This window comes from Domibacillus sp. PGB-M46, from assembly GCF_022668875.1.
Classification (GTDB): domain Bacteria; phylum Bacillota; class Bacilli; order Bacillales; family Domibacillaceae; genus Domibacillus.
In genome coordinates, this window is record NZ_JAKGCR010000026.1 from 13,690 (window position 1) to 37,361 (window position 23,672).

Consider the following 23,672-nt stretch of genomic DNA (forward strand, 5'->3'; position numbering starts at 1 on the left):
TCGCAGCCAAGTCAACATAAAAAATCATCAAACCTTGGTGGTTTAAGGTTTAACGCTTTTTTCGAAAAGAAGATTGTATCTTGCCACTTACGAAATCGAAAAAAATGTATGTACGAAACAGCTTTAAAGACAAGCAGTCTTATTATTTTTCACAAACAATAACAAACGTGTTTTCGTTACTTTTTAACTGGTGCCGTTTCCACTTTGCTTCAGTAATTCTTGCGTTTTTGTTTAATTTCCCCTCCATACCCTAAAGAATAATCAAACAACCTTTTTTAATTCTTTTTACTTTCAAAATATAATAACTGATTCTTTTGAATCAATCTTTTGCAAAACAGTTTTATAGAGAAACAGGCGGGTAACATACATACTGTACACCACAAAAAATTTGCATTTACCGAGGAGGAATTTTTAATGGCTAACAACAATGATAAAATGAGTCGTGAAGAAGCAGGACGCAAAGGCGGAGAAGCTACTGCAAAAAACCATGATAAAGAATTCTACCAGGAAATCGGCAAAAAAGGTGGAGAAGCCACTGCTGAAAATCATGATAAAGAATTTTATCAGGAGATCGGTGAAAAAGGCGGAGAAGCTCGCGGTAAGCAGCGCAGTGATGATTAATTAATTGGATTAGCATGAACATATGAAGGCGGAATAAGAACCGTCGCTGATCATTTAAAAAGGGAGTGCTTTGGCATTCCCTTTTCACTTTTTCATTTAGCATATTTACAAAAACTTATTTAGGTATAAGCAGCCCTTCTATTCTCCATAATAATTGAGAAAGATAAGTCATTATTGAAAATCTGTGTTTTTATTTTCAAAACCATATTTATCAGCCGTCGCAGCAACCTTCAGCTGTATTTCCTTTGATAACATTTGTCTCATCATTTTGTGTCTGCGCTCACGGCCCCACTTTTCTTAAACATGTTGACTAAAAGGAAAAGGAATTTAATTCATGCATTTCCCTTGACAAGAAAACAAGTCCTATATAATAATTAATGTCGAATTAGAATTATTATAGTTACTTGCAGCAGTCACGGTTTTGATTGCGCAGGCTGGCTATAATACCTACAACCAACTACATAGGAGGAATTTTATTATGTCCCTAATCGGAAAAGAAGTACTGCCATTCTCAGCAAAAGCATTCCACAACGGTGAGTTCATCGATGTTTCAGAACAAAACTTTAAAGGTCAATGGAGTGTTGTTTGCTTCTACCCTGCAGATTTCACATTCGTATGCCCTACTGAGTTAGAAGATCTTCAAAACGAATATGCAACACTTAAAGATCTTGGCGTGGAAGTATACTCTGTTTCGACTGATACACACTTCACACACAAAGCATGGCACGACCATTCAGAAGCGATTGGCAAAATCGAATACATTATGATCGGTGACCCTTCACAAAAAATCTCTCGTAACTTCGACGTACTAAACGAAGAAGAAGGTCTTGCTGACCGCGGTACGTTCATCATCGATCCAGATGGCGTTATCCAAACTGTTGAAATCAACGCAGGCGGTATCGGCCGTGATGCAAGCACAATCGTAAACAAAATCAAAGCAGCACAATACGTTCGCAACAATCCAGGTGAAGTTTGCCCGGCTAAATGGCAGGAAGGTGCTGCAACACTTAAGCCAAGCCTTGACCTTGTAGGCAAAATTTAAGGAGTTTAACTAATGATACTAGATGCAGATATCAAAGCACAATTAGCCCAATATCTTGAAATGATGGAGGGCGATGTGCTTCTAAAAGTGAGCGCAGGATCCGATGAAGTATCAAAGGATATGCTGGCACTCGTGGATGAATTGGCCACTATGTCTTCTCGCATTAAAGTAGAGAAAACAGAATTGCCAAAAACGCCAAGCTTTAGTGTCAACCGTATCGGCGAAGATACTGGTGTCACTTTTGCTGGTATCCCGCTGGGCCACGAATTTACGTCGCTGGTACTGGCTCTCCTTCAAGTGAGCGGAAGAGCGCCAAAAGTCGACCAAAGTGTCATTGACCAAGTGAAAAACATTACAGGTGAATATCATTTTGAATCATACATCAGTTTAACTTGCCACAACTGCCCTGATGTTGTACAAGCCCTGAACCTGATGAGTATTCTAAACCCTGGTATTTCACATACGATGATCGATGGAGCAGCGTTCAAGGATGAAGTGGAAAGCAGGGGCATCATGGCAGTACCGACTGTGTTCCTAAATGGGGAATCTTTCGGCAGCGGCCGTATGACTCTTGAAGAAATCCTTGCCAAAATGGGGAGCGCTCCGGATGCATCAGAATTTGCGGACAAAGAGCCATTCGATGTGCTTGTTGTCGGCGGCGGACCGGCTGGTGCAAGTGCAGCTGTTTACGCAGCACGTAAAGGCATTCGTACCGGTCTTGTTGCTGAACGCTTTGGCGGCCAGATTATGGACACAATGGGTATCGAAAACTTTATCAGTGTAAAATACACAGAAGGTCCCAAGCTTGCTGCAAGCCTGGAAGAACATGTGAAAGAATATGACATTGATGTTATGAACTTACAGCGTGCCAAGCGGCTAGAAAAGAAAGACCTAGTCGAGCTTGAACTCGAAAATGGTGCGGTTCTAAAAAGTAAAACGGTTATCCTTTCAACGGGTGCCCGCTGGCGCAATGTTGGCGTACCAGGCGAAGCGGAGTTCAAGAACAAAGGTGTCGCATACTGCCCTCACTGTGACGGCCCGCTGTTTGTTGGAAAACACGTAGCTGTCATAGGCGGCGGTAACTCAGGTATTGAGGCAGCCATTGACCTGGCAGGTATCGTGAAGCATGTAACGGTTCTTGAATTTATGCCAGAGCTGAAGGCTGATACTGTACTTCAAGATCGTCTGTACAGCCTGCCTAACGTCACTGTTCTCAAGAACGTGCAAACAAAAGAAATTACTGGTACTGACAAAGTGAACGGTATTTCTTACATCGACCGTGAAACGGAAGAAGTTCACCACATTGACCTAGAAGGTGTATTCGTTCAGATCGGACTTGTACCGAACACTGACTGGTTAGGTGAAACGATTGAACGTACCCGCATGGGTGAAATCGTAGTCGATAAGCACGGCGCAACAAACATCCCTGGTGTATTTGCTGCAGGCGACTGCACAGACAGCGCATATAAGCAAATCATCATTTCAATGGGATCAGGTGCAACTGCTGCCCTGGGCGCATTCGATTACCTTATTCGAAATTAAGAAAAGAAAGAATATGTATCTTTCTTTTCTAACACTAAAGCCGCTGTGCTGCCATAAAGCAGTACAGCGGCTTTTTTTTTTAATGCCCAAGTTTTTTCCTTGTCTGTCTCCAGTCCCTCGTTCAGCAGCTTACCGCTTATTAAACGCGCTGATCAACTGCGAAATATTTGCTTACCGCTTTTTCAGTTGTTTCCTTGCCGACTCGGATCGTTCTGTCTGCATCCCATTCCCAGTATTCCGGTCTGAATAACTCAATGGATACCATTTCGCTGTACCCAATTTCCTTTAAGGTTGACAGAATGACATCAAGGTCGATTGCACCTTCTCCCGGCCACACACGATGATGGTCACGCAGCGCCCCTGGCGGCAGGTCTTCACAATCATCAATATGGAAAATAAAGATTTTGTTTGGATCTGCTTTCTTTAAGTCTTTAATGCTGGATTTCATTGCATGAAAGTGGAAGCAGTCCAGCACGACCCCTATATTTTCACGGTTTGTTTCAGTTACAATTTCATAAGCATCGCCAAAGGAATGGACCGAGCATGTTGGATATCCAACAAATTCGAAGGCCAGCTTCACGCCATACGGCTCTGCCAGATCAGCTAGTTCACGCAGCACGCTTACGGTCTCTTCCTTGATTTGCGATCTTGTGTAGTCACCAATGTCAAAGGTGGGCACCACCACAACTTTTTTACAATTTACTACGTCCCCTACTTCGCATAGAAACTGCAGGTCATCTTTAATCTGCTGATATCCTGCTTCGTCCCTGAACGTAATAAACTCTAATGCATTGAAAGCATACGGTTTCAAATGACTGTTGTCAAAAAAGGCTTTTAAATCGTCAGTAGTGTGCTCCGTTAAATATTCCTTTAATTTATCAAGGCGCACTTCAATATAATCATAGCCATGCTTCTCGCAAAGCTCTAAGTCTTGCTTAAGTGTTGAATTATGTAGTGTAGTAGCTTCATTAAATGCGATTTTCATGATTAATCCCTGCCTTTTTATATTGGTTATTATCCCGTTAAATAGCGTGTATAGATCACTAAGCAGCCGTGTACACCTGCTTTTTCTTTTATGATAAGCCGTTTTTTTATGGGATGTACTTTTTTAGGTAAAACAGTTCTTTACCTGTTTGTTTTAAACGGGTTATAATCCGTAGATTTTCGAACAATTAATGTTGGCAACGCTAGAATTTTTTGTTTTTCCTTTTTTACTCCCTCTACCTCTTCTATAAGCATATCAACAGCCTGTGTACACATACTTTTAATCGGATGGGCAATGGTTGTGAGCGGCGGATCACAGGACTTGGATAGGAGCGTATTATCAAAACCTGTAACAGAAAGATCCTTTGGAATGTTTAACCCTTTTTCCCGCGCTCCCATCAGTACTCCCATGGCTAACAGGTCATTCGAAGAAATGATCGCAGTGGGCCGGTTAGGAGAATCAAGCAGCTGGACAGCAAGACGTTTGGCATCCTCTAAGCTTGAGTCACTGATTACAATTAAGTCTTCATGATATGGCAGGCTATGCTCCTGTAAGGCCTGCTTGTATCCACGGATACGCTCCTGGCTGCTTCCAGCTGTTTCTGCGATAAAGGCTATTCTTTCATGGCCAAAACCAATTAAATGGGAGGTGATTTCATAACCTCCTATAAAATTATCGACTGTCACTGTGTTCACAGACAAAGATGGATGAGACTCCGCTGCAAGAAGGATTACTGGGACATCCTTATGTGTCAGTTTCACAAGAACATCCTTGTTTTTAAAATCCCCTACCAGAATAAAACCATCTACACTTTTTTGTCTTAGAAGTTCTATATACCGTTCTTCCTTTTCCTGCTTAAAGTCCGTACTGCATATGACAAGGTTATATCCTACTTCATGCGCCCGATCTTCTACCTGGCGGGTAATTTCCGCAAGAAAAGGGTTGGCAATATCCGATAGAATAAAACCAATCGTAGAGGTCCGCTTCCCGGTTAAAGCGGATGCCAGAACACTCGGCTTGTAGTCGAGTTCCTCCATCGCTTTTAATACTTTCTGCTTCGACTTTTGTCCAACCTGTTGGTTATTCATTACTTTTGAAACCGTTGATATAGAGACCCCTGCTTTTTCTGCAACATCATAGATAGTAACTTTCATGCTGATATACCTTCCTTTTTTGTAAAGCGCTTTACTTTTGTCGTTTGGTATTTGCTTTTATATTCCCCTGTATCTCATTACGACTTAAAAAGAGCTAAACGAAAGCACTTCTATTCCTTTTGTTATTTGAATAAGGCGCTCTTTTATTCCTCCTCCTTAAATATCCGTCTTTTAAAATGAAGACACTTTAGAAAAGCGCTTTCTCTCTATAATTATCAATGCTTAGTTCGATCTAAACTTTATTTCAGTTCCCTAAAACAGAAAGCGCTTTACATTCTTCATTGTAAAGCGCTTTCCTCTTTCTTTCAACCATTTTTTGAAATTTCAAATAAGTGAATCCAGGCTAACATTTCTTTATTTTTATAATCTAAAAAAGAAAGAGCCAAATTCCCGGCTCATTCGTTTCTTTAAAGGTTCATACAATTTAACAGGTAAATCTTTAGCTTCCTCTATTGACTCAAACAGCTTTATCGTTACTATTTGTACCTGTTTTAGGATCAAAATGTGAAGTCAATGGGTAGGACAGCACGTATTTAACAGCCATCGACGCCGCACGCCATTCCTTCAGGAAAATCCGGTTTCTGTCTGCCGATCTCCTCCTTGATCAACTGTTCTAATGTGTCTTTTGACCGAACGCCGGCAACTTTCGTATCACCAATCACAAAAGTCGGCACCGCTGTGATATCCACTTCGTTATAAGCGTGCTTAAGTGCTTTTCGATGGACTTCTTTATATTTTCTTGTTTCCAATGCTTCGCGGTATTCGGTTTGATCTAAACCAATTTCACCCGCTAATTTCGTTAATACATCAATGCTGCCAATGTCCTGCTCTTCCTGGAAAAAAGCCCGCAGCATACGGTCATTGTATTCATTGCCTTTCCCTTTTTCCTTAGCGTATTGGCAGCCCTCAAATGCCAAGTGTGTATATGGCTGAGGAGACACTTTTGGCAGAACAATCTGAATGCCCATCTGTTCAGCCATCGGATACACGGACTGTTTCCACGTGTTTTGCAAATAATTTCCTTCCGGCTTTAAGGTTTCATTTGGATACGGACGAAGCTCATATGGCATCCATTCTACCTCAACATCTTTTCCTTTTATCGCTTCTTCCAGCGGTTTTTCTGCCAGGAAACAGAAAGGACAGACGTAATCTGAGTACACTTTTATCTTTAAAGTCATGTTTATCGCCTCCTATTTTCTTTATAGTGGTGTAGAGATATTATGGGCCTTTACCCTCTCTTTCATAAATCATTCTTCAAATGAAGATAAAAACATATTAACAAAAATTTCCGTATAGTAAGACAAACGAAAAACACCTTTAAGTGAATAATTAAAGGTGTCTTTCTATATATCGCTTAGTCATGGGACGCGGCCTGGCTTTTCAAAAAAAAGCAGGCGACACGATCGAAGAGGATAAGATAGAAAAAACCTTTGTTCTGGACAATCACGGAGTTTCTGACAAAATTGGCGAGCTGCTGCGTGAGGTGCCGGAGGAATACTTAACCATTGCAGACAGGATTATCTCTCTCGCCAAGGCGCGGCTCGGTGCCGGTCTTGATGATTATGCTTATGTGGCGCTCATGGATCATACCAGCTTTGCTGTCACCCGCCACAAGCAAGGCATGGTTCTTCGTAATGCGCTTATTTGGGAAATTAAAAAGTATTATAAGGAAGAGTTTTCTATTGGCTTGCAGGGATTTGACGTTATCGAGGAACAAACAGGCATTCGCATGGAAGAAGATGAAGCTGCCTCTATTGCCCTCCACCTCGTGAACAGCCGTGTATCAGGGGAAGGCCTGGATGCCGCTGTGCAAATTGTTAAAGTTGTTAACGATACGCTCAATATCGTCAAATATCATTACAAAATGGAAATTGATGAAAGCTCTATTAATTACGAGCGCTTTTTAACACATCTCCGCTTTTTTGCCATCCGGCTTGTCCGGCAGGAAAAAGCCGACACGCCTCCCGGGGACGATTTTATGTTTACGCAGGTGCAGAGACGCTACCCTGAAGCATTTGCGTGCAGTGAAAAGGTCGCCTCTTATGTGGAAAAAACGTTTAACTGGTTTATCTCAAACGACGAAAAAGTATATTTGACGATTCATATTCACCGTGTTACGTCACGGCAGGGATAGTTCCTATTTTATTAATTTAAAAAGGCAGAGCGGCTTCACACTAGGAAGGTGAAAGCCGCCCTGTTCTTATCTCTTTATTTAAAGAATAAATTTAACCGCAGGCCAATAACAATAGTTGTTATTGCTGCTTTCTAATGTTGTTAGATTTATCGAAACGCTTCCTTAGACCCGCTTGCAGTGCAATAACCACTCCTCCAAGAGTATCGGCAATCAAATCTTCCATCGTGTCTTTATTTCCGCCGCCCTGTAAAGTCATTCCGAAAAATTGATCCATACTAAATTCATAAAACTCCCATATGACGCCGCCCAGTACAGCAAACGAGAGGACAAACAGAGCAACGAACCAAGATGAGATCTCTTTACCTGCTTCTCTATGAACAAATCGCTCGTACAAAGCAACGCCTGTGAATGCAAGTAAAACACCGCTCACAGCGTGCATAAAGAAATCCCACCAGCCAAGCCCGTACCAGCCTAAAATTGATCCGAAATATTGTGAACCCAAAAGGAAAATAAAATAAAAAACGATAAGGGGCAAATTAAATTGGAGCCTGGTGAAAAAAGCCAAAATAAGAGGAATTAATCCGCATGCAACACCGCCTGCTGCAACAAGCGCCTTTTTGTCATCACCTTCCGTGTAGTGAACAAAAGCCAGCACAGCCATGAAAAGAACATATGCAATACTAAGGAAACTAACTATTCGTTTTTTCATCTTTTCGTCTTCCCCTCTTGCTTCTCATGTCTTTGTTTTATTCTGCTTGTGTAAATCCCTTCCGGAAAGCCCGGCTATCCCAAAAAGCAGGTTATACATAGTATGCGTATTACGGCCTTTTTGTATAGTTTGAATAGCCCCTGAATCTTATGAACTCATCTATTTTTCAAAAAGCGCCCGCAAATGTTTCAACCATAAGAACAAAAAGAAAAAGGACTTAGTATAGCGCATCATCGGTACCTTTTATAGATAAAAAGTTTATAAAACGCAACCTAATCATTCCCGCAAAGATTCTTCAAAAGTCTCTGTCCCCTATAACAACACAACGGTCAGAATCAATATCAAATACGAGGGGAATGATCAACGTGACGGTCATGAATTAAAACAACCACGATACTTAAAAGATGATTCGCTTACTCTTCGCCTGATCGTTTGAAAATTCCCTACTTATTATGTCCCTTGTAAAGAAGACGCAATCATAAGAAAAGATATCAGGAGATGACGAAACAGCAAACAGGCTCTTAAGAAATAGCAGAATACAAATGAAGGATTCTAAACTCTATAAACGTTAACCTTCCGGAGAAACAGCTTCTTCATTAAAGTGATGTACGCTTTTACTGTTACAACGGACAACCATTTCGTTTATTTTCAATTACTCAGCATGTATGGTGGAGACATGCTTTTCTTTATCGTTCTATTTGGAGGCGGTTTATTACTTTCCCTTTGTTCCTTCTTTCGCCCGGACAAATGGAACTTTTAGTAATGCTGTCAGTCAAAAAAATGGGTAAAAAAAAGCCAGGGCAAAGTTTCTTCCCTGGCTCTTCCGCTTATTTTAAAACTTTTCTCCTCTACAATACTTTCTTTTTGCTGTACCTGAAGACGGCAGGATGAATTGAGCCGATTCAGTCTGACTCCGCACTGGCGAGCGCTTTCCCATCCAGATGAATAAAGGCTATATCCTTTCCAACCACTTCTTTTACCGCCTCTACAATCATTTGAGCTAAAGAAGGATTAAGCTGAAAATATTCTTTCATTCTTATTTATTCCTTCTATAATGAATTTGGTTTCTTTTTTTCATTTTATCATTCGGAGAAGGAGAATAGCTCAAGTATATTTATTTCGTATTATACCCTTTTCTTGCTTCGCTTTTTAAACCTGCCCACCGCTTTACCAAACTGCTTTAAAACTTGTTCAGAGACAGATTCTCATTATGCAGGAAAATACGGCTTTAAAGACAGGCCGTACACTTTCTTCAGCTCGACAGATACCTATATCATTACATCATTTTCGGCTTCTTGATTAGCCTATGCATAAAAAAGAAATGGTTTTTCCATGCTACAGGAGTACGATTATTTAATATGTCAAAGGAGGACTTGCTATGGCAGAACACACAGGAATGAGCTGGAAAAATAAAAATGTGATCACGCAACTGAACAATTCTGTAGATAACGTAACGCTGGCTTTACAACAAGCTCAATCGCATCCTACTCAGCAAACAATTCAACAAGTCCAAAATGCGCTTGAACATGCAAACAATGCACTTAACGATGCGCTTCAAAACAGTGAGCATCAGGAGCCTATTGACCGGCTTCAAGAACAGCTCAACCAAAACAAAGAGCAGCTGCAGCAGCTTCGCCCTTCAGAAGATTGATAAAAGACCCGGATTTATTGGGCACGGTACAACGTTTAAATACACGAAACAAGTAAAAGAGCGCTTTTTTCTATTTCGCTGCTTCATTCTGCTTCATGAAAAGAATCCACATTCGTTTTTGCTGTAAAAGAAAGAGGCAAACCTTGAAATCAAGGTTTGCCTCTTTACAAAGCCGTTAGCTCAAGCTGCATGAGAATGAAGGCAGTTTGTCTTCCAGAATACACTAAATACATACCCGCATAAACCGCCTATAACAGCCAGAAGAATCGATATTAAACCTTTTTTATTAAAAAACCAATTGCACCAAAACATATAAACAATTGTTCCTCCCGCCATGGATAAGAGTATCTTTTCCTTCCAAAAATGAAGCAAGGCCACTACCGCCACCCCAAACAGTTCAGGGAAGCCGTGACTGCCGGATAGAAAACGAACATCCTTAAAACAATAAATCACCAAAACCCCTAAAACAGCTGACGGCAGCACCTTGCCGAGGTATTGAACATACGCTGGGTGTACTGCTGGAAAAAGAATGAACGGAAGGGATCTTGTCAGCATGGTCCCTAATACAACCTCGCGATCATTATATTCTGCCGTGCTAAGCTCATCGTCATGCTGCTACCTCCACTTTTTCTAAAGGTTTTCTAAAACGGTAAGCACACCCAAAATCGCAATCATAGCCGGGATAATAAAGTCGCTTCCGCCAAAAATCATTAAACTGAGAGCTGAAATTCCAAGTCCTACAAGGGCACTATGGTGCTTTTTCTCTTTCATCCACTGTTCAATAAAGATCACAACAAAGAAAGCCGTCATGACAAATTCAAGACCTTCTGTATTGAACTGCACAAGAGAGCCAAACATGCTGCCCCTACAACACAATACAAATGGTTCAGCATTGTGACGAAGAACAAGACGTTCCTTTTTTGACACTCGTTTGATGCAGCTGGGTAAGTCGCCATTTGATAATCATTTTTTATATCAATCTGGATTTATAAGCCTCGCTTGCTAAAGGATCCTCCCCCTATCATCTTAAAGTCAATTTGTAAATCACATATTAACGTTTTAATAATTTCTAAAGATTGGGTAAATTTATCAATTTCCTCTCTTTCATACATTATGATAGACATGTCAGTTGAAAAATGAGAGGAGAATTACAAATGTCAATCGAATCCAAAAAAACAGGCATGGCACAAAAATTCATGTTTATGGGTGCCTCTGCCGCATTAGGATTATCTTTATTTGCTTCAACATCTGTATCTGCCGAAAGAAACGAACAGAAAGACAAAAAGCCTTCTTTTGAATTCGGGCTGATTGCAGACGTCCAGTATTGTGACTGTGATACAGCGGGCGTGCGCTATTACCGGAATTCAATTGGCAAGCTGCAGGAAGCAACGGCTGAACTCAATCAGCATAATCTTGCGTTCACTGTCCAGACAGGTGATATCATCGACCGGAACGCGGAGAGCTTTGATACGATTCTTCCTTATTTCAACAAAATTGAAGGTTCTAAATACAGTGTGCTCGGCAACCATGACTTCGCAGTACCAACAGATGAAGTGGTTGACATTTTAGGTATGGAAAATCAATATTATGACTTTGCCGAAAAAGGCTGGCGTTTTATCGTGTTAGACACCAATGACCTGAGCTTTTATGCAAATGAAGCAGGTTCCGAGAAATATCAGCAAGCCGAGCAAATGTATAATGGGCTAAAAGCGACGGGCGCGGCAAATGCCCAGACCTGGAATGGCGGCGTAGGCTCCGAACAAATGACATGGTTACATAACGTTCTTCAAAAATCCGCTCAAAAGCATGAAAAAGTCGTGGTGATTGGTCACCATCCGGTGTACCCTGCCAACGAGCATAACGCATGGAATGACGCTGAAATCATACAGGAGCTGGAGTCTGCAGGCAATGTAGTGGCTTACTTTAACGGTCACAATCATGCGGGCAACTACAGCGAGAAAAACGGAATTTCCTATGTGAACTTCCAGGGCATGCTTGACACCCCTGATACTAATGCGTACTCTGTCATCCAAGTATTCAAGGACCGGTTGGAGATTGATGGCTTTGGCCGGGAACAGGACCGTACAATTGAAGTAAATACGGAGCGCAAACAAGTTCAAGAAACAAAATAGAAACAAACCCTTTTACTAAACATCATTATTTCCTACAACAAAAAAACCCAAAGAGGCGGATGGAAAACCATTTGCCTCTTTGGGTTCTGTACTTTAGCAGCATCAAAGTATTTTTTTCTGCTTCTTTTTTGTAAAATATTGAAACGATTTTACCTCTTAAATCAATGTATAAGAAGCCGCATCAGTAATTAGGTTCTACATGCACATGTACTTCAATCACATCGTGTGCCTTCGTCAGTGCATCTTCTACATCCACTGAAATATCATGAGCTGCCCCGATCCCCAAAGTAGAGTTAACCAAAATCACAACATCAACTACAGAGCTGCTGCCGTATTTTCTTGCTCTTATCTTTTTAATTCCTTTTACCCCGGGAATTTCAACAATCGATTTCTTGTAAACCTCGAGCTGATTTTCGTCATAGCCATCCGTTAAATCATGAGAAGCTTCTCGAAAGATTTCCCATCCTGTTTTAGAAATAAGCAGGCCGACAACAACAGCTGCGACAGGGTCCAGCCAGGGAAGACCAAATTGAGAACCCAAAATACCAACTGCTGTTCCGATGCTGACCCAGGCATCGGATAAATTGTCTTTCGCTGCAGCCATGACAGACTGGCTTCTGATTTTTTGTGCCAATCTCCGGTTATAACGGTATACTCCATACATGACAGCCGCACAAAAAAGGCCTATCCAGGCCGCAATAGGGTCAGGTGCTTCAGTTGTACGGCCAAAAACAGATAAAGCGGCTGTATACAAAACCTGAAGGCCTACGGCAACCATAATAAATGCAGCCACCAGTGAAGCGACAGGTTCCGCTTTCCAGTGACCGTAAGGATGGTCTTGATCTGCCGGCCTTCGAGAAATTTTCAATCCAATTAACACAGCAATAGAAGCAATAATATCAGTTGTATTGTTTAAACCATCTGCCTGTAATGCTTCGGAGTTCGCTATGTAACCAACTGTTAATTTAAAAGCAGATAAGCATATATATACAAAGATGCTGAGGATGGCTCCCCGTTCCCCCATCTTTAAATCAAGATATTTCTGATCCATACTCTTTCCTCCGGCCTTTTCTTCTTTAACATCGTACCAGAGCCGATTTGAGTGGGTCTACAGCAATCTTTTTGCCCCTTTTAACAAAAATAAGCCTGTATAAATAATGTTTCACTCAGCAAACAATCTGAAAAATGTGGCAAAAAGAACCCATTTACATCTCTTTTTTTGTTTCTGTTCATTGTCTCTTGATTAAAATACTGACTCATCACTGCTTTTTCTTCTTAACATTAAGAAAGCAAGCCGTTTTAGCATCTCCGAAAAACCCCTTCTCACTCAAGCAAAGCAGGTAACGGTATATTCGGTTTATAATTAGCCACGCTGATGGATAGGATGTTTCAGCCGTTATAAATATTTTCCCTGCTGGCAGGCTGAATAATTCAGGCCGAAAAAACCCAATACTTTGTCGTGAGATGAATACTTCTTTATAAGCAACCGAAGGAGAGATCTTGTGAAAAAGCAGCTTATCCTCGCTCTTTGCGTAATGACTGTTTTCCTTTTGCCGTTTTCCTTTCACGGACAAGAAAAACCAGATGAAGAATTGACTAAAAGGTCGAGATTACAAAAACTTTTAAGTTCAAAAGACGGGATTACTCTCACGATGAAAGAAGAACAGTATACAACGTTCAGCAACAGTATTGTTCTTCAGATTCAAAACAGCACCAATAAGGAATTCAGCTACCGCGAACACTTTCTTCTTGAAAAAAATATTGATGGGACGTGGTATGAAGTGCCCTGTAAATCGTATTACCTGACTAAACGGAGTAAAGTGCTTCATCCACACGCATCATCGAGGATCATCCTGTTCACCGATGAATTGGAGTATGATCTTACTCCTGGAAAATATCGAGCCACTGACAGCTTTAGTCCTAACGGACATGAAAAAGAGGGTTTCACCCTTGCTGTCCCCTTTAAAGTCATAAAGCAGGAAAACTCCTAATAGTTACAGGTTTTAATTCCAGTTGGCCGTAGAAGCCTGCCTTGAGGTGATGAGGTCTGCGTTTTTTATTAGAATAATCCTCGCCTAACCTCCTTTAAGCTAAAAATAAAACAGCGTCAAGCCTTGATAAATCAAGGTTTTACGCTGTTTCCATAAGCGGATTCTTGTTTGCCAGCAACGGGCGCTCCCAGTATTGGAAAAGAAGTTCTAAGAAGTTGCTTCCCCTCCCTTAAAAGCAGGAGAGCTTTCAAGGTGTATATTGTTTATTTTTTATCACCTTTAAATGAGCACTGTTTGACTTATAGATAACCTTACCTTGTACTGGCTAGGCAGTACAAGGTCTCAATGGAAGAAAATACTTCGTTACGATGGCGCTTATCATAAGTGATGATCGTGGTGCCGTCGGCAGGTAGATAATTCTCGGAAAAATGAAGACGCAGTTTCCCTTTAAGGATGGCTGCTCCGTCGATGTTAAGCACATCATTTTCGTTGCGAAGGTCAAGCTCAAGTGAGCCATTGGAAGACTGCGTGTAATCTCCGCCGATAGTCAGCTCTCCAGAAATATGTTCCTTGAGGGTACCCCCGTTGTTCGTGACATCACCTGTTCCGAAAGCCGTCCCCGATTGACCTTCAAGTGTGCCTTTGTCGATCTGTGTACCGCCGGAATACGTATTGTTTCCTTGCAGCACTAAAGTACCTGTTCCCTTTTTGGTCAGCTTTCCGGTACCAGAGATATCGTTGCGCCATTGATCCAATGCATGGAACCCACCTTTAGAAGCATCCATAGCTACTGTCACGTTATGAATAAAAGCCCCATAACCATCCGCAGCCGCAAAGAGGTTTAGAAGCCCCCATCCTTCAATATCATCCAGCACTGGGTAGCCGGAAGGAAGACCTGTAGTGGCTAAAACCCAGCGGCGCTGTTCGCTGTCAAGGTAAGGCAGGCGTGTTTCCAGCAGGACTTCAGCTCCCTTAGGAACGACCATTGGCTTAGCAGTTGAATGAATCTGATCGAATCCATATGTTAATCGCCCGGTATATTCTGCTTTGTTTTTGGCATAATTGCTGAACCGGTCTTCCGCTGTACCGGTTTGGGTTAATAGTTTAGTGTGCGCTTCCTCATAAGCAGCTTTTTTCAAACTCACGTTGTCTGAATCGGACAGAATCGCGGCCGCCAGCGCCGTTGCCATTGTACGCCCTCCTATTACATCAAGCGGTGAGTGCATACCAGCGACAATACGATTGTTGCCCAGTTCTGAAGCGCGCGTAAGCAATTCCTGGTAACGTTCAGATACGGCATAAGCCATCGCGTATGCAGTCAAATAAGCGGCGTTAGTATGACCGCTAGGAAAACCGCCATCCTTGCTTGGATCCGGACTTAAAGCGGGAACAAGGGCTGACACAACAACAGACGTGCTGCTCCAGCGAAACGGGCAGGGATAATTAAAGTATTCCTTAGCCGGGTTCGTTGAAGAATAGCTGCCGCGTAATCTATTGACCAAACTCACTATGTTGCCCAGATTAGAACTCGTGCTCCCTGCATTCGTTCCTTCATCATTATATCTTTTTGTTACAGCATCTGCTGGGATACTGTTGATAGTAGTCGTTGCCCCTGCATTTGTCCGATAGATATCGGTAAGTGGGCCAAGACCATCGATGACGCTGTAGCTCTGCTTCCGGCGATCATCCAAATAAGCCGCATCTGACTCACCAGGAGTACGCTGCGCAGCCGTATCCACTACCTTTTGAATGTTGGCGTCAAGTATACTGCTGTTCAGTTTGGTGCCTGTATCCTCCCAGGTAGCACCGGGTTTCCAAAGCTGGTTATATCCAGATAATACCCCAATAGCCGTATTTGTGCTTTCCGTTTTATTGGTGGAATTATTGTTTTGTAGTGATCAATAAAATATCCTGCAGACGGCGGTGCTGGCTTGAACAATTAATTGTTTGCATAAAAATACTATCTGAATTTTGTTAAGTTAACAGCTCTGTTTTATTAAAGTTTTATGGATGTTTTATGAAGGTTTACTGCCCTGTAAGCCACATAAAGAAGCCACCCGCTAGTCACAATAGTGACTAGCGGGTGGCTTTTTCCTTACATAATGCTATCTATAAACAAGCCTGTTTTGAAAATAAAAAACGTTGCTCTTCTCGGCTTGGAGGATGATTGAACACATTTTTGCTGTCGTTATTTACTATAGCCTTGCATGCCTTGATTCGGAAGGTTTCCGTTCATGCCATACTGCGCGTTTCTGTTACCTTGTAATGCCCCGTAAACACCGCTTTGCTGGGAAGCCGGGTTGAAATTCTGGTTCATTCCCCCGCCCGCACCCGGCGTATGGCCGCTAAAGCCTGTCTGCCCGGAATATTGGTTTTGAAAAGCCTGCCCGGCAGGCTGATACGTATGAAGGTATGTTTTCGCCGTATGACTGCTCATTTTAGGAACTTGGTAAGTCCCCTGCTTGTTCATAAACAAAAATACTTCATACGCCTGGTTTGCACAGTTTGTCGCACTGTTAAGGAGCATACGGCGCAGATTAGGATCTGCTGTTTCAAGGGCGGCCCACATTCCATTTTTCGCAGCATTTTTATGCGCGCAAAGCACAGCAGAAGCAATTTCTGTGTCGCCTAGTGCAGCTCCGGTACGGGGCCCAACCTGCGGAGGATTATTCAACCCATATTGAATATTTTGCGGAGATATACCCTTCACATGTGTCATCGAAGGCACAGGCGCTGCCGCATTGTAATCATGTGTATAAGCTACGATTTCATCATAAGACCGGATTTCCTCCTGCCGGTGGCGCATAATAAGATCCCTTAATTCAGGATCCTGTGCTTCCTGCAGGTACAGGTTAAAATGGGTAATCACATTAACTTTTTCCAATAGGATTTCATGTACTTCTAATGTTTCGTGGGCACCGAATGGCATATTTACATCCCCTTTATTGTGTAATGTCAAAGCTCTCGATACCACCATTATTTCTTTTGTTTTTTTTCTTCTTTCACGATATTTTCGGCAGAAAACTCCGTGTCCGATTTGCCCATTTTACCAGTATGGCCGCCGCCAATGCCGCCTGTATTGCCTCCAGTCGGCACGCCGCCTTTTCCGCTTCTGTTTTTTAGCATTCAACTCACCTCCGCTTATTAGACTGCATCAATCAATAAAATCCATCCATGAAAGGATTTCAAAATATGGATTGACCGTACTCATGTGGAAAGCATGCCGGTCGTGATGAGATATATCAATAAATGGAGCAAACCCATAGGAATACTTTAAGGATCACCAAGAAATGAACGCTTACTGCTCAGTGCAAGAATGAGAAAAACGACAATGAAAGCTGTTTCCTTCACATCGATAAGATCAGACGCTGGATAAAACATACGTTGGCACAAGCTATGTACAGGTTATCCATTTTTGATAGAAGATGAATGTATTAAACAGCGCACTTAGGGGAAAGAGTATGATGCAGGAGTACCCAGATGCCACCGGGAAAATGAACAAAGAATGCCTCTGAAAAAGCGGGAAATTCTTTTTGGGGCATTCTAGGACTTGAAGAGGTTACGAAAGAATATACGCGAAATTAAAAAAGCGTTTAAATTAAAATTTCGGATATTCAACGGTTAAATGCTGATACTTTCCAAAAGAAAAAGCTGCCTTCAATGAAAGCAGCTTTTCACGTTTTATTATAATTCCATACTTTCCCCAAGCTGAAGCACTTTTCCTTTTAGGCCGCGCTCTTCCAAAGCTTTAACGAATGCCTCCCCGTCCTGTTCAATAACAGGGAAAGTATTGTAGTGTATCGGAATAATCAATTTAGCTTTATACCATTCAGCAGCCTGCACTGCATCCTCCGGTCCCATTGTATAATGATCGCCGATTGGGAGGAAGGCAATATCGATATCATGTCTGGCCCCGATCATCTTCATGTCGCCAAAGAGCCCAGTATCTCCAGCGTGAAGGATTGTTTTTCCCTCGGCTTCAATAATGAATCCGCTCGGCATGCCGCCATAAAGAATGTTTTTGTTCTCTTCATCAATAATGCCTGAGCTATGGAAAGCATGGGTCATTTTTGCTTTTGCAAAATCAAGATCCAAGGTACCGCCAATATTCATTCCAATTGTTTCAACACCCTGCCAGGACATATATGCAGCCAATTCAGGATTGGAAACAACCGGTGCATTATTGGCCTTGGAAATAGGTGCTGCATCCAAAATATGATCGGCGTGTGCATGTGTCAAAAGGACAGCCTCTACCTTAATATCTTCGACCTTCACCTTTGCTCCAGCATTTCCGCTAATAAACGGATCAATAATCAGAGATTTTCCGTTTGTTTCAATTAAGATAGTTGACTGGCCATGGTATGTAATTTTCATTCTGCTGCCTCCTTTACTTTAACTTCCCCAGCTTGAAGCTGGATACCTCTTCTTACAGAGTAGATTGTTTAGATAAATCTGCCAAGCAATATGCTTGTTCCAAGGTTTAGCCATAGCACGGTTCAAATCAAGCTGCGATTTATCCTATTCACGTACATCCGGATATCACTCTTAGTTCAGATAACAGCCACAGTCATACAGCACAAGAATTTATTCACCTTACAGAAGAATACTTGAAGAACCATTGGGCATAGGGAACTTCCCCCTGTCAGATAAAGCAGAAAAAAGAAACGGTACCTAAAGATCTATTGGTGAACCAGGAGATTTTTTTGATAACCATTGGGTAAAATAACAGAAACAATAAGGATAAAAGGATATTAAGGGGGACAAAAATGGAAAAAATTGTAGCCGGCGATATCATTACATTTGTAGATGAAAATGATCAGGAGCGGGAAATTGAAGTATTCGAAACGTTAAGCCTTGAGGGAACAGACTACGCAGCAGCCGGGTTTGTCGAAGACATTCAAGAAAACACAACAGAAAAAATCAACGTCTTTTTTCTTAAAATAGAGGACGAAGAACAATTTTCCGTCATTGAAGATGAAGAAGAATTCCGCAAAATATCCGCCGCCTTTGAAGAATCCTGAGCACATAACCCAAAAGTCGAACGATTCCACCCATCACAAAGCTTGACCCGGGTCTTCTTGAACAATCAGGAGGTATCTTTCTAAGCCGTGACCGTCTGCCATTCGATCAGCAGGCGGTTTTTCACTTCTAATGCCGATAAACCCTTTGTCCCAAGCTTGTGAAAGTTTTTAAAGCAAATATCGATCGCAGACTAAAACTGATCTTATATCCTCTTTTTTGGCTCAGGATTTAATAATTAAAAGACATCTGCCGTAAGCAAATGAAGGCACCTTCCCAGTCTGCCGCTGCATGGCTGGGACGGATTTCAAACCGGCCATATATCCTCCTTTACCTTAGAATAAACCAGTAAGACGCGACGATTCCGAGGTCTCCCAATACGTGGCTGATCACGGCTGCAATAATAGATCCTGTTTTTTCTCTTGTATATCCCCAGAAAATCCCGGCAATTAAAACAGGCAGAATTGCTGCAACGCTGGATATTCCCTGAAACATCGGGATCACCGAAAGGAGATGATAAAGCGTATAGAAAGAGGCGGTCATCAAAATTGTGTATACTGCTTTCCCATTTGCTCTCAGCTTTTCATATATATACCCTCTCCAATACCATTCTTCCAAGATCGGATTTGCAAGAAGAAGCACCAAGACCAGTCCGATCTCTCCGGGGCCAGAGAACCCCCATTTCAAAAGCAGTGTACGGAGCTCACCGATATCCAGAAGATAGGTATGCAGCCATTTCAGGCCTCCGAAAACGAACAGGAAAAACAGAAGCCCGCTTCCAAATCCTAAAATAACCGCTTGTTTTGTTACCTGTACTATTTCTTTCGGGAAAGCTTTATCGATAAGCGGCACAGCCAGCAGCCAGCTGTAAAACAGCACAAATGTGACAGCGACACTTTCCAGCAGCTGCAGCCCAATCAAAATCATTAAAGATGGTCCTATTAAGCGCACGAAATTCTTCATCGCAACCCCCGAGGCTGTTTTGTATTTGCTTTAATGGCATTCTTATTTCACCAAAAGTCCAGCTTCTGATGGATAAAAAAACAGATTTTTTAAATGCTTTTGATGCTGCTTTTATTTTCCTTCCTTTTAGGAGAACTCCGTCTCTTTCTTTTTCTGCTCCTGCATGTATCTTTCTCTGATTGGCTGCAAAAAGCGGTCCACAACTGCATTGAACTCCGAAAAAGACCTTGGTGGAATCTGATGAGTTCCGTTTTGTATATATACCACTTCTGTTTGAGGCGCCGCCTGCTGAAAAGGAATCCGGTAATGATGCATGGGCTTTTCCAGCGATCCGTATACGAGCAGGATTGGCATGTTCAATCGGTGAAGGGCGTTAGTGGATTTGTAGTGCAGTCCTGTTTTACAAAATTCATACGAACGCGCAGCATCTGATTTTCGGGCGTACTCATAAATCTCTTTCTCATCTTCTGGAAAGCGTTTATTCAGCTTTGCCTGGAGTTTTGCAGCAAGGCCGATTTGCCGGATTTTTGCCAGGGCCATCACTGATTTAATGAAAACTTTCGGTGTGAGATTATTTATTTCGGAAAAACCACCGGACAAGATTATTGCCAGTGTCCGCTCGGGATATGTTAAGGCGAACTCCTGGGCAACCAGGCCGCCGTGTGAATATCCACAGATCACCGCTTTTTCAATGCCAATTTGATCGAGCAGTTTCTTCAAGTCCTCCGCAAGAAGCTGGATGGATAAAGGACTTGTTCCTCTTGAGCTCTGGCCATGGCCTGCGAGGTCATAAAAGATGGTTTTATATGTGTCAGCGAGGGGTTCCTGATGTTTAAAAACATTGTGGCCCATCACAAACGGATGGATAAAGACAATTGGCATTCCTTTCCCTTTTACATGATAGTACAGTGAAAGATTTTCACGGATAGCAGCATATGGCATAAGCGGATTTCCCTCCTAAAACAGAAAAATGAAGAAACAGATAACGGAAAAAACACATGTTGCATTCTATTTCATTTCATAGTCTTTTTCGAATACCCTAATTTTCAGCGTGTCAAAACGCAGTGTCGAAAAAAGCATGTCATAGTAATGCTCCTAAATATTACTGCTCTTATACTGTGATCAAGCGTGTTTTTCATTCCTTAGCCAGCATTTCTGTGCGTTACATGCTAAGTGAAAATGTATCGTTTTAGGTTCTTCCCCCAAAACTGTTTCAAAAACAAAGAAAGATCCCCTAAGCAAGTGCTGCCATAGGGAATCATTTCACTGTTTTTAATTAAATGGTTGGCTTTTGTTTAAGACTTCCCGTCTACACTCCCCAAGAACAATCTTCTTTAAGGCAAAGAAGCTGTTGATTGCCTGACAATTAACTTTGGAGAAAGAAGCAGTCGCTCCTTATAAGGCCGGGATGCCTCCATTTCCTGCATTAATAGCTCAACGACTTTTGCTCCCATCTCTTTTATCGGCTGGGAAACGGTTGTCAGCATCGGGGAAGTTGTAGTGGACAATACCGTATTATCAAATCCCACAACCGATAAATCATACGGGATACTCAGATCTCTTTCTTTAGCAGCTTGTATGACTCCGGCAGCCAATAAATCATTGCAGGCAAAAATAGCCGTAGGCCTTTCCTTCAATGAAAGAAGCTGTTTGGCACTTTCGTATCCTTTTTGGATTAAAGCTTCCGTTTTTACTATGTAATCATCCGGCACAGGCAGCCCGGCTTCCTGCATCGCATGTTTAAATGCGGCCAGCCGCGGCTCATTGCTCCGAACATTTTCAGCAATAATAGCGATTCTTTTATGACCTAAAGACAACAAATGGGAAGCAGCCAAGTAGCCCCCTTTATAGTCATCAACTGTTATAGTATTGATAGACAGCTTCGGGATTTCAGAAGCGATTAACACAATCGGAACCCCTTGTTTCTCCATTAGCTCTTCAAGCAAGTCCGTGCTTCGGAAAGCGGAAGCGACCACTAAACCATCAATTCTTTGGCTGGTTAAGAGTGATAAATAGGTTTTTTCCTTGTCGGTATCATTATCTGTGTTACACATCATCACGCTAAATCCTAGCTCATGGCTGCGGTCTTCAATACTTCTCGCAATATCCGCATAAAAAGGGTTAGAGATATCCGGAACAAGCAGCCCAATGGCGTTTGTTCGCTTGCCTCTTAAAGAAGCCGCCGCTATATCGCGATGATAATTAAGTTTATCCATTGCTGCCAGCACTTTTTTTCTTGTCTGCTCACTAATACTTCCAGTGTGATTGATCACTTTTGAAACAGTGGCAATCGAAACACCTGCCTCTCGAGCGACGCTATGTATATTTACTTTCATCATGTCCCTCCTTTCCTTACTGCTTTTAACCTATATATTATTTATTAACGTAAATTCTTATGGTATTATACCATGCAAACGGCCACCCATTATATTCAAGCTATTGTCAGGCAACTACCTCGTATAGCTTCATAAAAGGGAAATAAAAAACGGGCATGCTGGCTATCGGATAACAAGCAGCATGCCCTTTCAATTAAGAGGATGAAGAAAGCGCTTTATAAGGAGACTGGACTGTGACCAATTCGCCTGTTTCAAATGATTCTTTGCACGCATACCCAAGAGCTGTCGATAGGACACCGTCTTCGACCATAACGCTTGGCTGTCTGTTTTCCCGAATGCAGGAAATAAATTCTTCTGCTTCACTTAAATAGGCCTGTTCAAAACGCTCTAAAAATCCTTCTGCGCATTCATTTACAGCGCCCGCATCATCAAACACAGTGACCATGTTTTTTTCAGGCGTTGTTCCAATCCGCAACGTACCTTTTGTACCGATAATTTCGGTTTCAATATGGTAGCCATGGGCGCAATTGCGGCCGGCGACAAAAATGCCCATTTTATTGTTTTCAAATTTCACCAGTGCGGTACCCGTTTCTGCATCGTTTAACTGCTCAAATTCGGGGTATTCATATGCGCCGCCAATGGCCCATACTTGTTTGGCTTCCGAGCTTAAATACCATCTGGCCAGGTCTAAATCATGGATGGCCATGTCCAAAAATAAACCGCCGCTGTAATTATTTTTTGCAAACTGCATAAAACTATTGATCGCTTTTGATGGATCAAGCCCATAGCAGCGAACTAAAACTGGTTCTCCAATTTTTCCTTCTTCAATTTTCTTTTTTGCGTACGCATATGACTTATCATATCTGCGCATGAAACCGATCATGAAAATCTGTTCTTTATGGTTATTTACGACCTCTTGGACACGCAATGCTTCCTCCAGGTATAATCCAAGCGGCTTTTCGCTGAATACATGGAAGCCAGCATTCAAGGCTTTCTCAATCTGTTCACAATGAAATCCAGATGGCGACGCAATAAAGATCGCATCTAGCTCTTTATTTTTCAGCATTTCGTCATAGTCCGTGTAGGCATACGGAATACCCCAGTCTTTTCTTGCTTGTTCGGCTTCTTCTTGAATCACACTGCAAACAGCCAGCAATTCACAATGGGGAATCCGAAATGCTAAGTTCTCCGCATGCTGTCTGCCTAATCTGCCTAATCCGACAATACCTACTTTTATTTTCGCTATCATATCTCCCGACCTTCCTATCCCTCATAAATTTTATGAACGCTTTGTCATGATAAACTTTTAGGCATACCTTACATCTCCACAATAAGAAAACGCTTACTTTTGAAGCCAAATACTTAAGGTTTTCTCAATCACTCATTCGCGGAA

21 protein-coding genes and 3 pseudogenes are annotated in these 23,672 nt (G+C 42.0%); 8 read left to right on the top strand and 16 right to left on the bottom strand.

Translation table 11 applies throughout. The features are described from left to right. Nucleotides 1–414: 414 nt before the first annotated feature. The 3 genes and pseudogenes from L2D08_RS20055 to ahpF form a co-directional block, all read left to right on the top strand. A pseudogene (locus tag L2D08_RS20055) lies at nucleotides 415–618 on the top strand (KGG domain-containing protein); the annotation flags it as partial. Nucleotides 619–1,099: 481 nt separating this feature from the next. After that, complete coding sequence (gene ahpC, locus L2D08_RS20060) at nucleotides 1,100–1,663, top strand: alkyl hydroperoxide reductase subunit C (RefSeq protein WP_242236552.1); 564 nt, start codon at nucleotides 1,100–1,102, stop codon at nucleotides 1,661–1,663. Nucleotides 1,664–1,675: 12 nt separating this feature from the next. Then, nucleotides 1,676–3,205 (top strand): alkyl hydroperoxide reductase subunit F, encoded by a 1,530-nt coding sequence (gene ahpF / locus L2D08_RS20065; RefSeq protein WP_242236554.1) that lies wholly within the window; start codon nucleotides 1,676–1,678, stop codon nucleotides 3,203–3,205. Between the two features lie 139 nt (nucleotides 3,206–3,344). Here the strand turns inward: ahpF and L2D08_RS20070 are convergent, their stop codons facing one another. The 3 genes from L2D08_RS20070 to L2D08_RS20080 all read right to left on the bottom strand — a co-directional run bounded on the left by L2D08_RS20070 (nucleotide 3,345) and on the right by L2D08_RS20080 (nucleotide 6,522). Next, nucleotides 3,345–4,190, bottom strand: coding sequence for a sugar phosphate isomerase/epimerase family protein (locus L2D08_RS20070; protein ID WP_242236555.1), 846 nt, complete (start codon nucleotides 4,188–4,190; stop codon nucleotides 3,345–3,347). Between the two features lie 140 nt (nucleotides 4,191–4,330). Beyond that, nucleotides 4,331–5,344, bottom strand: a complete 1,014-nt coding sequence (locus L2D08_RS20075) for a LacI family DNA-binding transcriptional regulator (protein WP_242236557.1) — start codon at nucleotides 5,342–5,344, stop codon at nucleotides 4,331–4,333. A gap of 533 nt (nucleotides 5,345–5,877) precedes the next feature. Further along, entirely contained in the window at nucleotides 5,878–6,522 is a 645-nt protein-coding gene (locus L2D08_RS20080; RefSeq protein ID WP_242236559.1) for a DsbA family oxidoreductase, read from the bottom strand. A 182-nt stretch (nucleotides 6,523–6,704) separates the two neighbouring features. Between L2D08_RS20080 and licT the strand changes: the two genes are divergently transcribed. Beyond that, a complete protein-coding gene (licT, locus tag L2D08_RS20085; protein ID WP_242236561.1) occupies nucleotides 6,705–7,478 on the top strand; it encodes a BglG family transcription antiterminator LicT in 774 nt (257 codons plus the stop codon). A gap of 118 nt (nucleotides 7,479–7,596) precedes the next feature. Here licT and L2D08_RS20090 read toward each other — a convergent pair whose 3' ends face one another. Together L2D08_RS20090 and L2D08_RS24125 are read right to left on the bottom strand one after the other, a co-directional pair. Continuing rightward, nucleotides 7,597–8,187: a DUF2238 domain-containing protein gene (locus tag L2D08_RS20090; protein WP_242236563.1), complete on the bottom strand. Its 591-nt coding sequence runs from the start codon at nucleotides 8,185–8,187 to the stop codon at nucleotides 7,597–7,599. Between the two features lie 902 nt (nucleotides 8,188–9,089). Beyond that, on the bottom strand, nucleotides 9,090–9,221 hold the full coding sequence (locus L2D08_RS24125) for a hypothetical protein (protein WP_255822059.1): 132 nt from the start codon (nucleotides 9,219–9,221) through the stop codon (nucleotides 9,090–9,092). A gap of 344 nt (nucleotides 9,222–9,565) precedes the next feature. On the opposite strand from L2D08_RS24125, the gene L2D08_RS20095 reads away from it, so the two are divergent. Then, nucleotides 9,566–9,838, top strand: coding sequence for a hypothetical protein (locus L2D08_RS20095; protein ID WP_242236565.1), 273 nt, complete (start codon nucleotides 9,566–9,568; stop codon nucleotides 9,836–9,838). A gap of 180 nt (nucleotides 9,839–10,018) precedes the next feature. On the opposite strand, the gene L2D08_RS20100 is transcribed toward L2D08_RS20095, so the two are convergent. Both L2D08_RS20100 and L2D08_RS20105 read right to left on the bottom strand, forming a co-directional pair. Next, nucleotides 10,019–10,393 (bottom strand): branched-chain amino acid transporter permease, encoded by a 375-nt coding sequence (locus L2D08_RS20100; protein WP_375337622.1) that lies wholly within the window; start codon nucleotides 10,391–10,393, stop codon nucleotides 10,019–10,021. 52 nt (nucleotides 10,394–10,445) lie between these two features. Continuing rightward, nucleotides 10,446–10,746 (bottom strand): annotated as a pseudogene (locus tag L2D08_RS20105) (ABC transporter permease family protein); the annotation flags it as partial. A 246-nt stretch (nucleotides 10,747–10,992) separates the two neighbouring features. On the opposite strand from L2D08_RS20105, the gene L2D08_RS20110 reads away from it, so the two are divergent. After that, entirely contained in the window at nucleotides 10,993–11,970 is a 978-nt protein-coding gene (locus L2D08_RS20110) for a metallophosphoesterase (protein ID WP_242236567.1), read from the top strand. A gap of 181 nt (nucleotides 11,971–12,151) precedes the next feature. Here the strand turns inward: L2D08_RS20110 and L2D08_RS20115 are convergent, their stop codons facing one another. After that, entirely contained in the window at nucleotides 12,152–13,021 is an 870-nt protein-coding gene (locus L2D08_RS20115; RefSeq protein ID WP_242236569.1) for a cation diffusion facilitator family transporter, read from the bottom strand. A 451-nt stretch (nucleotides 13,022–13,472) separates the two neighbouring features. Here L2D08_RS20115 and L2D08_RS20120 point away from each other — a divergent pair, with 451 nt between their 5' ends. Continuing rightward, nucleotides 13,473–13,961 carry an immunoglobulin-like domain-containing protein gene (locus L2D08_RS20120; protein WP_242236570.1) on the top strand — a complete coding sequence of 163 codons (489 nt, stop codon included), beginning with the start codon at nucleotides 13,473–13,475 and terminating at the stop codon, nucleotides 13,959–13,961. Between the two features lie 247 nt (nucleotides 13,962–14,208). Here the strand turns inward: L2D08_RS20120 and L2D08_RS20125 are convergent. The 4 genes and pseudogenes from L2D08_RS20125 to L2D08_RS20140 all read right to left on the bottom strand — a co-directional run. Then, nucleotides 14,209–15,891: pseudogene (locus L2D08_RS20125) on the bottom strand (acid phosphatase); the annotation flags it as partial. A 258-nt stretch (nucleotides 15,892–16,149) separates the two neighbouring features. Continuing rightward, nucleotides 16,150–16,890, bottom strand: coding sequence for a spore coat protein (locus tag L2D08_RS20130; RefSeq protein ID WP_242236571.1), 741 nt, complete (start codon nucleotides 16,888–16,890; stop codon nucleotides 16,150–16,152). Nucleotides 16,891–16,937: 47 nt separating this feature from the next. Further along, complete coding sequence (locus L2D08_RS20135; protein WP_156153524.1) at nucleotides 16,938–17,087, bottom strand: hypothetical protein; 150 nt, start codon at nucleotides 17,085–17,087, stop codon at nucleotides 16,938–16,940. A 558-nt stretch (nucleotides 17,088–17,645) separates the two neighbouring features. Next, nucleotides 17,646–18,335, bottom strand: a complete 690-nt coding sequence (locus L2D08_RS20140) for a metal-dependent hydrolase (RefSeq protein ID WP_242236574.1) — start codon at nucleotides 18,333–18,335, stop codon at nucleotides 17,646–17,648. A gap of 392 nt (nucleotides 18,336–18,727) precedes the next feature. Between L2D08_RS20140 and L2D08_RS20145 the strand changes: the two genes are divergently transcribed. Then, entirely contained in the window at nucleotides 18,728–18,982 is a 255-nt protein-coding gene (locus L2D08_RS20145) for a DUF1292 domain-containing protein (protein ID WP_242236576.1), read from the top strand. A gap of 328 nt (nucleotides 18,983–19,310) precedes the next feature. Here the strand turns inward: L2D08_RS20145 and L2D08_RS20150 are convergent, their stop codons facing one another. The 4 genes from L2D08_RS20150 to L2D08_RS20165 all read right to left on the bottom strand — a co-directional run bounded on the left by L2D08_RS20150 (nucleotide 19,311) and on the right by L2D08_RS20165 (nucleotide 23,528). Continuing rightward, nucleotides 19,311–19,943 carry a CPBP family intramembrane glutamic endopeptidase gene (locus tag L2D08_RS20150; protein ID WP_242236577.1) on the bottom strand — a complete coding sequence of 211 codons (633 nt, stop codon included), beginning with the start codon at nucleotides 19,941–19,943 and terminating at the stop codon, nucleotides 19,311–19,313. 126 nt (nucleotides 19,944–20,069) lie between these two features. After that, nucleotides 20,070–20,885, bottom strand: a complete 816-nt coding sequence (locus L2D08_RS20155) for an alpha/beta fold hydrolase (RefSeq protein ID WP_242236578.1) — start codon at nucleotides 20,883–20,885, stop codon at nucleotides 20,070–20,072. 392 nt (nucleotides 20,886–21,277) lie between these two features. Beyond that, the gene (locus tag L2D08_RS20160; RefSeq protein WP_242236580.1) at nucleotides 21,278–22,279 is read right to left on the bottom strand and encodes a LacI family DNA-binding transcriptional regulator; all 1,002 of its coding nucleotides are present in this window, start codon (nucleotides 22,277–22,279) and stop codon (nucleotides 21,278–21,280) included. A gap of 193 nt (nucleotides 22,280–22,472) precedes the next feature. Then, the gene (locus L2D08_RS20165; RefSeq protein WP_242236582.1) at nucleotides 22,473–23,528 is read right to left on the bottom strand and encodes a Gfo/Idh/MocA family oxidoreductase; all 1,056 of its coding nucleotides are present in this window, start codon (nucleotides 23,526–23,528) and stop codon (nucleotides 22,473–22,475) included. Nucleotides 23,529–23,672 lie beyond the last annotated feature (144 nt).